The following is a 13911-nucleotide window of genomic DNA, read 5'->3' on the forward strand; positions in this document are numbered from 1 at the left end:
GCAAAACTGCCTTATTTAAACCGAACCTCCATAAAATTCTTCAAAAATTAAACAGAAAAAGCAGTTTGTTTAAGGTTGCAAAAACCAATTTAAAAGAATTTGTACTAAAGATAGAAATGGGAGTGGAATATAAATACAATATATTGATTATTAATTATTTATTGCCTGAAATTCGAGCCCACATTTTTTTCAAGTAAGAACGGAAGAAGGGAAACTGCCCGAAGGGAATACTGATCAGAATAACGCAAAGTGGCCACAATAATGTGATCAAAATTAGGTAGAGGGGAATGCGTATAGCAGCATTCTCAATTTGCAATAACCCGAGGAGTGTTCTGCCTAGGTATCCACAGCAACTGCCCCCGAGGGCAAAAGTGATAAATATAAGTGCCAATTGAATTCCGGAAACATTCCATTTTTCTTGAAGTCGCTTAAACATGGGTGCAAAACTGCTCCATTTTTTCGACTTATCCATATAAATGGAAGTCCTTAAATGAAACTTATTAACGGGTTGACAAAATCATGACATGTTTGCTTCAAATCATTCAAAAATAATTGAAAATTAAGCCGAAACGCAGACTAGCACTAGCTCAAAAAAAATTCAACAGTGTTGGCATTTTGTTAATTTCATAGCTTATTTTTGCAGCCAATATTGGAAATTTTTCCACATCATTTTCATCATATTCTATAGGTATGAGCGAACTCCGAACCATTGCCCAGCGAATAGCACTTTCAGTAATTCTTCTTTCATTCCTCTCATTTGCCAATGAGGCTGCTGCTCAAGACGGTAAAGCGTTGTTCAAAGCGAACTGTGCTGCCTGTCATAACATCGCAAAAGATGCGACCGGTCCGGCATTGAAGGACGTAGAATCTCGCTGGCCCAGCAAACAATTGTTAGTAACCTGGATCAAGAACTGGAACAAGGCCGTTGCAACTGGCGACGCTTATGCAGTGAAAATTAAGGAATGGAATCCGGGTGTTGCGATGAGTGTGTTTGAAAACCTCTCCGACAAAGACGTAGATGCGATTCTCGCATATATTAAAACCGAAACGGATGCCTTGAATGCAGCTCCAACAACTGTTCCAGGTGGTCCGGGCGGAAAAACAGAAGAGTCAGACAATTCACTGTTGTACGGTGTTTTGACCCTGATCCTCGCTGTAGTTTCATTGATCATGCTCCAAGTGAACGCCAACCTCCGCAAATTGGCAGATGATAAAGACGGCGTTCCGGCAGCTGAGCCAATTCCATTCTACCGTAATAAGTCTTACATCACTTTAATGACCATCGTGTTGTTCGTAATTGCCGGTTATTTCCTTAGCCAGTGGGCTATCGGAATGGGCCGTCAGAAAGGATACCAACCCGACCAACCGATCTTCTACTCACATAAAGTACACGCCGGTACTAACCAAATCAACTGTTTGTACTGCCATGGCGGTGCATATGAAGGCAAACATGCGAACATTCCTTCTGTGAACGTTTGTATGAACTGTCACAACAACATTAAAGAATACGGTGGTGAGAAACTGTACAAAGAAGATGGAACTGAGGTGAACGGTACAGAAGAATTGAAGAAACTATTTGCTGCAGCCGGATGGGATCCTGCTCAGAACAAATATGTAGGTCAAGGCAAGCCAATTGAATGGGTGAAAATCCACAACCTGCCTGACCACGTTTACTTCAACCACTCTCAACACACCAAAGCGGGTAAAGTACAATGTCAAACCTGCCACGGAGAAATCAATAAAATGGATGAAGTGTACCAGTTCTCTGAATTAAGCATGGGATGGTGCGTAAACTGTCACCGCGAAAGCAAAGTTGATTTCAACGATGAAAAAGGTGGTGGTAACAAGTTTTACAGCATCTACGAGAAATATCACAAAGAAATTAAAGAGAAGAAGAGAGACAGCGTAACCGTAAGTGATATTGGAGGTTTGGAGTGTCAAAAATGTCACTACTAATCAAATTCAGCGCGAAACAGAAACAATTCACAAATTTTCAAATTGTTATAAATGGCTAAGAAAAAATATTGGCAAAGTTTTACCGAGCTCAATCAAACTGAAACGCACCAGAAATTGGCTGCAAATGAGTTTCGTGAGGAACTGCCTGTTGTGAGTGGTGAAGGTAAAGGCATCGAAAATGCTTCTGCTTCTCGCCGTGATTTCTTAAAGTATTTGGGTTTTAGTACGGCTGCTGCAATGGCTGCTGCTAGTTGCGAAACGCCTGTTAAGAAAGCCATTCCTTATCTCAACAAACCTCAAAACCTTGTTCCCGGTGTAGCTGATTATTATGCTACTACCTACGTGAGCGGTGGCGAGGCTATTCCTGTTGTTGCAAAAGTTAGAGACGGTCGCCCAATTAAATTAGAGGGTAACACGCTTTCAACATATTCAAAAGGTGGTACTTCTGCACGTGTACAAGCTGCCGTGTTAGACCTATACGATACCGCTCGTTTACGTACACCGGTTTCAATCAGCGGAGATGCCAGCACTGCTTTGGCAATTGATGCTGCTGATAAAGCCATTTTAGAAGGTTTGAAAGATGCAAAAGTTGCCTTGGTAACTCCGTCTATCTCTTCTCCTACTACTAAATTGGTGATCGCTGAGTTCTTAGCTAAATACCCCGGAAGCCGTCACGTTCAGTTCGATGCGGTTTCTTACAGTTCTTTGTTATTAGCCAACGAAGCAAGTTTCGGTAAAAAAGCCATCCCTTCTTATCATTTCGAAAACGCAAAAGTAATTGTGAGCTTAAGCGCCGATTTCCTCGGAACTTGGTTGAGCCCTGTAACTTTTGCTAAACAATACGCGGCTGGTCGCAAATTCGATCAAAAGAATCCTGAATTAAGCTTGCATGTGCAGTTCGAAAGTGCCTTGAGCTTAACCGGTTCTAACGCCGACAAACGTTATACGCACGCTCCATCAGCTGAAGGAACTGTTGCTGCTGCTTTATTAGGTGCAGTTTCAGGAACAGGTGCTACTGGAGTTGAAGGTGCTTTGAAGAAAGGAATTGAAGCTACTGCAGAAGCATTGAAAGCTGCTGCCGGTAAAGCTTTGGTTGTTTCAGGAAGCACTGATCCAAACGTTCAAATTATCGTAAACGCTATCAACAACGCCGTTGGAGCTTATGGAACTACCATCAACTGGGCAGCTCCTTTGCAAGTAGCGCAAGGTATCGATAGCGAATTTGAAACCTTGGTTGCCGATTTGAACAGCGGTGCTGTAAACGCTGTAGTGATCTACGGTGTGAACCCTGCTTATGAATATTACAATGCTGCCGGATTTGCTGCAGCCTTGAAAAAAGCAAAAATCTCTGTTTCATTGAGCGAACGCTTAGATGAAACAGCGAGCTTGTGTAAATACGCCGTTCCTTCTCACCATTTCTTGGAAAGCTGGGGCGATGCAGAACCTAAAGCAGGTTCTTACACATTGATGCAACCAACCATCAACCCTCTTTTCAAAACACGTCAATTCCAAGATTCATTGTTAGTATGGGCCGGAAGTGCCAATACCTATGAGTCTTTGTTCAAATCAACTTGGACAAGCAAATTGGGCAGTGCAGATGCTTACATGAAAGCTTTGCAAGACGGTGTAGTAGAAGCTCCTGAAACAGTTGGCGGTGCCGCTTTCAATGCTGCTGGTGTTGCTGCTGCTGTAAGTGCCGTGAGTGGTAAAAAAGGTGGTAAATACGAATTAGTAGTATACCAAAAAGTAAGTTTGGGCGATGGTAAACAAGCGAACAACCCTTGGTTGCAAGAGTTACCCGATCCTATCACCAAAGCAACTTGGGACAACTACGCCATCGTTTCTCCTCAATTCGGTAAAGAAGTATTAGGAATCGATATCGCGGATTCACGTCAGGCAGATAAGTATGAAGTATTCATGAAGAAGCCTGTAGTGAAGTTCACCATCAACAAAAAAGAAATTGAACTTCCTGTATTAATCGTTCCTGGTGTTCATGCCGGTACCATTGCTATTGCAGTAGGTTACGGTAGAACAAAAGCAGGTAAAGCAGGTAATGAAGTTGGTAAGAATGCTTATCAATTCTTAACATATAGTGGTTCTACTGTTAGTTGGACTGTAAGTGATGTTGCAATTGCCAAAACAGAAACTTGGTATGAAGTTGCACAAACACAAACACACAGCAGCTACGAAGGTCGTCATGAAGTGATCAAAGAAGTTACTTTGAAAGATTTCAAAGCAAACCCTGAACTCATTCGTGAAGAGCGTAATGCTGAGTTGAAAAATTACGGTGGACTCGACAATTACGAAAGAGACGGATCACCTTATCCATTGCACGATCGCCCAGGTATCAAATGGGGAATGAGCATCGACTTGAACAGCTGTATCGGTTGTGGTGCTTGTAGCGTGGCTTGTACTGCAGAGAACAATATTCCTGTAGTAGGCAAGAGTGAAGTGTTGCGTTTCCATGAAATGCATTGGATGCGCATCGACCGTTACTTCAGTGGTAACCCATACGATGCAGATAGCGTACAAACGATCTATCAACCAATGTTGTGTCAACATTGCGACAACGCTCCTTGCGAAAACGTATGTCCGGTGGCCGCAACCAACCACAGCAGTGAAGGTATCAACCAAATGACTTATAACCGTTGTATCGGTACACGTTATTGCGCAAACAACTGTCCTTATAAAGTACGTCGCTTCAACTGGTTGGATTATACCGGAGCTGATAGCTTCAAAGACAACCAATTGACTGAAGGTGTTGGTAAGTTGGATCCTGCTGTATTCCAAATGAACGACGACTTAACCCGCATGGTATTGAACCCGGATGTTACTGTTCGTAGCCGTGGTGTTATCGAAAAATGTTCTTTCTGCGTACAACGTACTCAAGAAGGTAAGTTGAAAGCGAAGAAAGAAGGTCGTGTATTGGAAGATACAGATGTGAAGAGCGCTTGTCAGCAAGCTTGTCCTACTGATGCGATCGTATTCGGTAATGCAAACAATCCTGAAAGTGAGATCAGCAAAGTTCGTAAGAGCAATAGCCAGCGTTATTTCGCAGCATTGGAGCAAATCCACGTGTTGCCAAGTGTAACTTACTTAGCGAAAGTGAGAAATGCTGAACACATTGCAGGACATGCTGAGCACGAAGGTGGCGCAGAGCATGCAGAGGCAAAGCATGAAGAAAAGCACGCATAATTGAACGAAACTATTGACCCTAATAATAAAAAGCGAATGATGCCCGCAAGGGTTTCCAGCTAAAAGCTTTAACTATGGCAGCATTTAAGTATGAATCGCATGTAAGAGAACCATTGGTGGAAGGAAAGAAGGATTACCACCAGGTAACGGAAGACATCGTGCGTCCTATTGAGAGCAGTCCTTCCAAGTTATGGTGGGTAGGATTTATTATCTCAGTGATTCTCTTATTATTTGGTGTTTATTCAATCTACCGTGAGGTTACTTACGGTGTGGGTGAATGGAACCTGAACAAAACAATTGGTTGGGGTTGGGACATCACCAACTTCGTTTGGTGGGTTGGTATCGGTCACGCCGGTACATTGATCTCAGCGATCTTGTTATTGTTCCGTCAGGGTTGGAGAACGGGTGTAAACCGTGCTGCGGAAGCGATGACCATCTTTGCGGTAATGTGTGCGGGTCAATTCCCGATTTGGCACATGGGTCGTGTATGGATGGCCTTCTTCGTACTTCCTTACCCTAACACACGCGGTCCTTTGTGGGTAAACTTTAACTCTCCCTTGTTGTGGGACGTATTTGCGATCTCAACTTATTTCACTGTATCATTATTATTCTGGTATTCTGGTTTGATTCCGGATTTGGCTACTGTACGTGACCGTGCAAAATTGAAATGGAGAAAGAAAATGTACGGTGTATTGGCCTTCGGTTGGACCGGTTCTACCAAGCACTGGCAGCGTCATGAAAGTTTATCATTGGTATTGGCAGGTATGAGTACTCCGCTTGTATTGTCGGTTCACACGGTGGTATCTTTCGACTTCGCAACCTCTGTAATTCCCGGATGGCACACTACCATCTTCCCGCCATATTTCGTTGCGGGTGCGATCTTCTCCGGATTTGCGATGGTACAAACGCTGTTGTTGATTACACGTAAAGTATTAAAACTAGAAGAATACATCACTTTGGAACACATTGAAGTGATGAACAAGGTAATTGTATTAACCGGTTCTATTGTAGGTATCGCTTACTTAACCGAGTTGTTCATTTCTTGGTATGGTCAAAACAAATTCGAAGGATGGGCATTCATGCACAACCGTTTGGATCTGTTCAGCCCATATGGATGGAGCTACTATTTGATGATGGGATGTAACGTATTGTCTCCTCAAATTTTCTGGTTCCGTAAAATGAGAAGAAACTTGTTTGTGACTTTCTTCATGAGTATTCTGGTAAACATTGGTATGTGGTTCGAACGTTTCGTAATCATCGTTACTTCTATTTACCGCGACTACTTGCCTAGTAGCTGGAGTACCTACTACACACCTACGATCTATGAGATCGGATTCTATGTAGGTACTTTCGGATTGTTCTTCACTTGCTACTTCTTGTTCTCGAAATTCTTCCCTGTAATTGCAGTGGCGGAAATCAAGCACATCTTGAAGAAATCAGGTGAGGCGTACAAGCCTGCAAATGAGAAAGTGGAAACAGAATCAACTGAAGAATTCTACCACCAAGTTTCACATCATCATTAATCCAATTTAGAAACTACTAGAACATCGCTATATGGCAGAAAAAAAATTTGTAGTAGGGAGCTTTAAAGAAGAAGCGGTATTATTCGATGCCGTTAAGAAAGTACGCAAAGCAGGATACAAACTGCACGACGTATACACTCCTTTCCCTATCCATGGTTTGGATCAAGCTATGGGATTGCGCGACACCAGCATTCACACTGCGGGCTTTATCTATGGTATTTTTGGTACCACCACCGCTCTAAGTTTCATTACTTGGGTGTTTACGAAAGATTGGCCTTTGAACATTGGTGGTAAACCACATTTCGCTTTACCGGCATGGATCCCCATCATGTTCGAGTTCACAGTATTGTGTGCTTGCGTGGGCATGGTGTTGACCTTCTGCTATATCTGTCAATTGGCTCCATTCGTTAAGAAGCACCACTTCCATGAGCGCGCTACAGACGATACGTTTGTAATGGCCATTGAGTGTACTCCGAAAACGGATGAAAATGAAGTAAGCAGTTTCTTAAACAGCACCGGCGCTACTGAGATCAATGTTCAGCAAGCAGAAACCGGATGGTGGTTAGGAACTTACGACAAAGACACCAAGCCTTTCTAAGAAAAACAAGTATCGGATAAACCGGATTTAGAATAACGTATTGAACGGCCTTCCGTTCTTCAGATAAACTAAACTAAGAAATGAAATACGCAGCCATTTTTTCAGTAGCACTGGTAGGACTAATGATTACCGGATGCGGACATGACAAAAAGCAGCCTAAAGATGTGTATATGCCCGACATGGCTTACAGCCGTGCGGTAGAAACCTATTCTTCTACTGAAAACTTGAAAGAACAAGGTATTTTCTACAATGCTACTCCGGTTTCCGGAACAGTGAAAAGAGGTGAATTGCTTCCTTTCCCTTACGCGAAAGATAAAGATGGTGACACCACTAACTATATTGCATCAAAGCAAGTTGCAAATCCGCTTCCTGCTTTGTCGAAAGAGCAGTCTGTAGAAGCAGAACGTTTGTACTTGGTAAACTGTGGCGTTTGTCATGGTCAGAAAATGGACGGTAATGGTCCTTTGTACAAAGACGGTAAAGGTCCGTACACTGCGGCTCCAAGAAACTTGATGACTGACCCGGTTGTAGTAAATATGCCTGAAGGTCAAATGTTCTATTCTATCACGTATGGTAAGAACGCCATGGGTGGTTACGGAACTCAGTTGAGCACAACTCAACGTTGGATGTTGGTACACTTTATCAAAGAGAAACAAAAGCCCGCGCCTGCTGCACCTGCTGCAACCGATAGCGCTGCTAAAAAATAATTAAAACCCGTTCAAGAATTTATAAATTGTAGATAATGGCTATTAAAGAATTTTTTGAAATACCTAAGAAATTTAAGACTTGGTCTTTAGCTCTTATGGGCGTAGGTATTCTCGCGGTTGTTCTTGGATTTTTCGTATACGGTACAGGAGATGTGCACCACAAAACTCGTTTTTGGGCTTCTTTGTTGCACAACAGTGTTTTCTTCCTGTTAGTAGCCAACGCAAGCATGTTCTTCATTTGTGCAACTACCCTTGCTTGGGGTGGATGGCAAATGAGTTTCCGTCGCGTTCCTGAAGCTATTTCAACTGCCGTATTACCATTAGGTATCGTTGCCTTGGTAGTATTGTTGGCGATCGCTTGGGGCGGACATCATATGACGCATATTTACCATTGGACAGACGAAGCTGCTGTTGAAGCAGATCCGATCTTAAAAGGTAAAAGCGGATTCTTGAACTTGAAATTCTTTACCGTTTGGACCATCGCTACTGTAGTATTATGGTATGTATTGGGTCAAAAAATGCGTAACCTCTCTCGTGAAATCGACGAAAAAGGATTCGATTCAGCAGCAGAAGCTCGTAAATATATTTGGAAGAATACCGTTTGGGCAGCTTTGTTCATTGTATGGTTCTCTTTAACTGTAATGAGTACAGTGCCTTGGTTCTGGTTGATGAGCATCGATGCACATTGGTACAGCACCATGTATAGCTGGTATACTTTCGCAAGTAGCTGGGTGTCTGGTATTTCTGTAATGGCTTTGTTTGTAGTATATCTTAAAAACAAAGGCTATTTGGAATTAACCAACGACGAACACTTACACGATATTGGTAAATTGATGTTTGCCTTCTCCGTGTTCTGGACTTATTTGTGGTTCTCTCAATACATGCTTATTTGGTATGCAAACATTCCTGAGGAAACCGTTTACTTCAACTCAAGAATTACAACCGATCACCATTCTGGAGCTTATACTTTCTTGTTCTGGTTCCAATTTGTGATCAATTTCCTCGGTCCTTTGTTAATACTAATGAGAAGAGGATCGAAGAGAAACTACACCACTATTACTATTATGGCTTTTGTGATCATTTTCGGTCACTGGCTCGATTTTTATCAAATGATTTTTGCAAGCGTATCACCTGAGCATGTTGAATTGGGATGGTTGGATTTTGGTGTAGCCGCTTTGTTCGTGGGAATCATCATGTATGCTACTAGCACTGCGTTAACGAAGCACCCATTGATCAGCAAAAACCATCCGTTCATTAAAGAAAGTATCATTCACCATACCTAATAGCTTCGGCTATTTTGGTGAAGTAGACATATTTGACTTGATTGTATAAAACTATTTGAATTATCATGACAACGACAGCATTTTTTCTGGTGGCGATATTGGCATTAGGATTCTTGATTACTTTCCAAATTGCGAAAGCCAGCGAATACGTATCTGTGCTGAAAGGTGAAAAGAAAGCCATTGAGCAAAGTAACAAGGTGAATGCATTCCTGATGGTGGTGTTTTTGCTTGTTGGTCTAGTGGGCGTTTGGTACTGCAATGAGTTGTTCGTAAACAAAACTCTTTTGGTGGTTCCTTCGGCTTCAGACCATGGAGAGCAAATCGACTTCATGTTGAAGATCACACTGGCCATCACCGGTTTTGTATTCTTACTTACACAAATCTTGTTGTTCTGGTTTGCATACAAGTATCAGGCAAAAGAAGGAAAGAAGGCTTTTTACTTCCCTCATAGTAATAAATTGGAATTGATTTGGACAACCGTTCCCGCAATTGCATTGTGCGTTTTGGTTGGTTTCGGTTTGTACTACTGGTTCCAAATTACCGGAGAAGCTCCAAAAGATGCAATTCAGGTAGAAGTTACCGGACAACAGTTCAGCTGGATTTTCCGTTACCCGGGTAAGGACAATGAGTTCGGAAGAAAATACTTCGCCAATATTGATAACTCAACAAACGTTTTAGGTCTGATTTATAAAGACACTGCTGTAGATAAACTTGACAAGAACCGCAATGTAATTGGTAAAACTGATTTGAAGGGCGACCCAGCAACACACGACGATATCGTTCTTACTCAAACCATGTACATACCAAAAGATCAGCCCGTAAAGTTGATCATCGGTTCTCGTGATGTTATTCACGATGTAGGTCTTCCTCATTTCCGTTTGAAAATGGACGCTGTTCCAGGTACGCCCACAACTTTGTGGTTTACTCCTAAGTACACTACAGACGAGATGAAGAAGATCACCGGCAACCCCGATTTTGAATATGAAATTTCTTGCGACCAAATGTGCGGAAACGGTCACTATTCAATGAAGGGTGTGATTAAAGTGGTAACCAAACAAGAATACTTGCTTTGGAAAGCACAACAGAAACCTGCCTATGCAAGTTTCGCCCCGGCAGAAGCTCCTGCAGCTTCTACTGACACAGCAAAGAAAATGGCTGTAGTAAGCGATTTGAAAGCAGCCGTTACAAAGAATTAAACAACTACCAAGAAGCGATAGAATCATTTAAGATTTTCAAAACTATTTTAACATGAGCAACGAAGCAGTATTGCATGGTCATTCAGAAGTAGGTACGTCACACGATGTACACCATGATGAGCATCATGTACACCATCACAAAGAAACCTTCATTTCAAAGTACGTGTTCAGCATGGATCACAAAACCATTGCGAAACAGTTCTTGATTTCTGGTATGGTGTGGGCATTATTAGGTGGTTTAATGTCTGTATTATTCCGTCTCCAATTAGGTTATCCTGATCAAACCTTCCCTTGGTTGGAAGACATCCTTGGTCGTTGGGCTAAAGGTGGTAAGATCAGCGCCGAAAACTACTATGCATTGGTTACCATGCACGGTACCGTTCTGGTATTCTTCGTGTTGACCGGTGGTTTGAGTGGTACTTTCGCAAACTTCTTGATTCCTTTACAAATTGGTGCTCGTGACATGGCTTCGCCATTCATGAACATGCTTTCGTATTGGTTCTTCTTCTTGGCTAGTATCGTAATGATTTCTTCATTGTTCGTTCAAACCGGTCCTTTCAGTGGTGGTTGGACGGCTTATCCGCCATTAAGTGCTATTGGAGCGGCCTCGCCGGGATCTAAAGTAGGTATGGACCTCTGGATCACTGCCATGGCATTGTTCGTAGTGTCTTCATTGCTCGGTGGTTTGAACTATATCTCAACCGTATTGAACATGCGTACAAAGGGTATGAGCATGACTCGTTTGCCTCTTACCATCTGGGCCTTGTTCTTTACAGCAGTATTGGGAGTATTGTCATTCCCTGTATTGTTGTCAGGTTTCATCTTATTGCTTTTCGACCGTCACGGTGGAACCAGCTTCTACCTGAGCGATCTTTATATTAACGGTGTTGGTGCTTTGCACAATGAAGGTGGTAGTGCCATTCTTTATCAACACTTGTTCTGGTTCTTAGGTCACCCTGAGGTATACATCATCTTGTTGCCTGCAATGGGTATGGCTTCTGAAATTCTTTCTGTTAACTCTCGTAAGCCAATCTTCGGATACATGGCGATGGTGGGTTCAATGTTTGCGATCTGTATCCTCGCCTTCTTGGTGTGGGCACACCACATGTTCGTAACCGGATTGAATCCATTCCTCGGTTCTGTATTCGTATTGTTGACGCTCTTGATTGCGGTACCTTCTGCTATCAAAGTATTCAACTGGTTGACTACGATTTGGAAAGGAAGCATCCGCTTCACTCCCGGTATGATGTTCGCGCTTGGCTTCGTAAGCTTGTTCATCTCCGGTGGTTTAACAGGTATCTTCTTAGGTAACTCTACTTTGGATATTCACTTACACGATACTTATTTCGTAATTGCCCACTTCCACATCGTAATGGGTGTGAGTGCGTTCTTCGGAATGTTTGCCGGTGTGTACCACTGGTATCCTAAAATGTATGGTCGCTATTTAAATAATACCTTGGCGTATATCCACTTCTGGGTAACATTGGCCGGTGCTTATTTGATCTTCTGGCCTATGCACTACGAAGGTTTAGCGGGTATGCCTCGTCGTTATTTAGATTATTCAAACTGGGAATCATTCAAGCAATTTGCTGAATTGAACAAGTTCATTTCTACTGTTGCAATGATTGTATTCGCTGTACAAATCTTGTTTGTATTCAACTTCTTCTATAGCATTTGGAAAGGTAGAAAAGTAACCAATCAGAACCCTTGGGGTGCTACTACATTAGAGTGGACTGCTCCAATCCGTCCTGGTCACGGTAACTGGCCTGGTGAAATTCCTGAAGTACACCGTTGGGCGTACGACTATGCTAAAGACGGAAGAGAGTTTATTCCTCAAACTGAACCTATTAGTCCTGACGAAAGTCACCATCACTAGTAGGAAGCTAGAGGTTCCCGTTTTCGATGAACCTGCAAACGGATTCAATAAAAACAGTTTTGTATGGAGAAGGAAACAGTGAAGGGAAACAGTTCTTTTAAATTTTCGGAAAAGCTGAAAGATTACAGACTGCTCACCAAGTTCAGTCTCACTTTCATGGTGGCTTTTTCTGCAGTGATCAGCTACTTATTGGCTCCAAAAATTGCGGAGTACGATTGGTGGATGATGACATTGCTGTTCATTGGTGGTTATTTGATAACAGGTAGCGCCAATACGGTAAATCAGATTGCAGAAAAAGATACCGACGCCCAAATGCATCGTACTTCCAATCGTCCGGTAGCAGCGGGAAGAATGTCGACCACAGAAGCAAGCATCGCAGCAGTAGTAATGCTGGTGTTGGGTTTGTTCATTTTGTGGAAGTATTTTAACCTGCTATCTGCTATTGTATCATTGGTAAGTTGGTTCATTTATGCCTATATGTACACTCCTTTGAAGAAAGTGAGTGCGATATCGGTGTTAGTGGGTGCCGTTCCCGGAGCATTGCCTTGCTTAATTGGTTGGGCTGCCGGAAACGATGATTTAGGAGTTGGTGGATGGGTATTGTTTGCGATCCAGTTCTTCTGGCAGTTCCCACATTTTTGGGCAATTGCTTGGGTAGCGCATAAAGACTACAGCAATGCAGGTTTTAAGCTGATGCCCTCAACAGAAGGACCCACAAAATATTCAGCAATTCAATCGATAATCTATTCGCTGGTAATGATACCGGTAGGTTTTCTACCTTACTTGGTTGGAATTAGCGGGCTGGTGAGTATGGGAATCTTGTTTATCGCGAATCTTTTCATGGTTTGGCAATGTGTTCGTTTGTATCGTGAAATGGAAAGATCGGCAGCAAGAAGAGTAATGTTTAGCAGTTATTTCTATTTACCAATCGTGTTACTAGCGTTATTGGCTGATAAAATTTGGTAAGTAAATTAATAAGTGATGACAGAGAGTGTGAGTACGCAACGAAAAAAGATACATCCGCATAAGTTTACCCTTTGGGTAGGCATCGCGAGTATCATTATGATGTTTGCCGGTTTAACCAGTGCCTACATCGTTAAAGGAAGTTTGCCGGGTTGGACACCCATCATTTTGCCTCCGATCTTCTATTATTCAACAGCCATTATGTTGATTAGTAGCGTAACGATGCAAATGAGTTTAAAGGCTTTTAAAGAAAGAGAAAGAGGAAAATACAGAACGCTGATAACTGTAACAGCGCTTTTGGGTTCTTTGTTCGTAGGAATGCAGTGGTTTGGTTTCATCGGGTTGTACGACTCGGGAATCAAAATGGAAGGATCCGGAGCGGGACAGTTCTTATACATCATTTTTGGATTACACGCCGTTCACGTAATTGGAGGTGTAATTGCATTGATCGTGATGTTTATGAAAGCGTTTAGTATCAAGATCAGATCTTACAATCCGGTGCCATTGGAAGTAGTTGCTACCTACTGGCATTTTGTGGATCTACTTTGGGTGTATTTATTCGTATTCTTTTTGATGCGATTGTAATAAAAGTATTTTAGATTTTTTGTTTAATT

Annotated in this window: 11 protein-coding genes; 10 read left to right on the forward strand and 1 reads right to left on the reverse strand. The window is 42.3% G+C overall.

Annotated features, from left to right (window positions below):
* Positions 1 to 154 precede the first annotated feature (154 nt).
* Positions 155 to 472 carry a DUF6787 family protein gene (locus ACQ2HE_RS02920; RefSeq protein ID WP_430894723.1) on the reverse strand — a complete coding sequence of 106 codons (318 nt, stop codon included), beginning with the start codon at positions 470 to 472 and terminating at the stop codon, positions 155 to 157.
* A gap of 218 nt (positions 473 to 690) precedes the next feature.
* Here ACQ2HE_RS02920 and ACQ2HE_RS02925 point away from each other — a divergent pair, with 218 nt between their 5' ends.
* From ACQ2HE_RS02925 to ACQ2HE_RS02970, 10 genes are all read left to right on the forward strand, one after another.
* Positions 691 to 1956: a c-type cytochrome gene (locus ACQ2HE_RS02925; protein ID WP_430894721.1), complete on the forward strand. Its 1266-nt coding sequence runs from the start codon at positions 691 to 693 to the stop codon at positions 1954 to 1956.
* A gap of 51 nt (positions 1957 to 2007) precedes the next feature.
* The gene (locus tag ACQ2HE_RS02930) at positions 2008 to 5151 is read left to right on the forward strand and encodes a TAT-variant-translocated molybdopterin oxidoreductase (RefSeq protein ID WP_430894719.1); all 3144 of its coding nucleotides are present in this window, start codon (positions 2008 to 2010) and stop codon (positions 5149 to 5151) included.
* A gap of 74 nt (positions 5152 to 5225) precedes the next feature.
* Positions 5226 to 6674: an NrfD/PsrC family molybdoenzyme membrane anchor subunit gene (gene nrfD, locus ACQ2HE_RS02935; RefSeq protein ID WP_430894717.1), complete on the forward strand. Its 1449-nt coding sequence runs from the start codon at positions 5226 to 5228 to the stop codon at positions 6672 to 6674.
* Between the two features lie 31 nt (positions 6675 to 6705).
* Entirely contained in the window at positions 6706 to 7272 is a 567-nt protein-coding gene (locus ACQ2HE_RS02940) for a DUF3341 domain-containing protein (RefSeq protein WP_430894715.1), read from the forward strand.
* A gap of 80 nt (positions 7273 to 7352) precedes the next feature.
* On the forward strand, positions 7353 to 7979 hold the full coding sequence (locus ACQ2HE_RS02945) for a c-type cytochrome (RefSeq protein WP_430894713.1): 627 nt from the start codon (positions 7353 to 7355) through the stop codon (positions 7977 to 7979).
* A 35-nt stretch (positions 7980 to 8014) separates the two neighbouring features.
* Complete coding sequence (locus ACQ2HE_RS02950; RefSeq protein ID WP_430894711.1) at positions 8015 to 9262, forward strand: quinol:cytochrome C oxidoreductase; 1248 nt, start codon at positions 8015 to 8017, stop codon at positions 9260 to 9262.
* Positions 9263 to 9327: 65 nt separating this feature from the next.
* The gene (locus ACQ2HE_RS02955) at positions 9328 to 10458 is read left to right on the forward strand and encodes a cytochrome c oxidase subunit II (RefSeq protein WP_430894709.1); all 1131 of its coding nucleotides are present in this window, start codon (positions 9328 to 9330) and stop codon (positions 10456 to 10458) included.
* A gap of 52 nt (positions 10459 to 10510) precedes the next feature.
* A complete protein-coding gene (locus tag ACQ2HE_RS02960) occupies positions 10511 to 12334 on the forward strand; it encodes a cytochrome c oxidase subunit I (RefSeq protein WP_430894707.1) in 1824 nt (607 codons plus the stop codon).
* 63 nt (positions 12335 to 12397) lie between these two features.
* Positions 12398 to 13300 carry a heme o synthase gene (gene cyoE, locus ACQ2HE_RS02965; protein ID WP_430894705.1) on the forward strand — a complete coding sequence of 301 codons (903 nt, stop codon included), beginning with the start codon at positions 12398 to 12400 and terminating at the stop codon, positions 13298 to 13300.
* A 15-nt stretch (positions 13301 to 13315) separates the two neighbouring features.
* Positions 13316 to 13882 carry a cytochrome c oxidase subunit 3 gene (locus tag ACQ2HE_RS02970; RefSeq protein WP_430894703.1) on the forward strand — a complete coding sequence of 189 codons (567 nt, stop codon included), beginning with the start codon at positions 13316 to 13318 and terminating at the stop codon, positions 13880 to 13882.
* The last annotated feature ends 29 nt before the right edge of the window (positions 13883 to 13911 follow it).

This window comes from Endoryza foliicola (assembly GCF_050589245.1).
Taxonomy (GTDB): domain Bacteria; phylum Bacteroidota; class Bacteroidia; order Chitinophagales; family Chitinophagaceae; genus Endoryza; species Endoryza foliicola.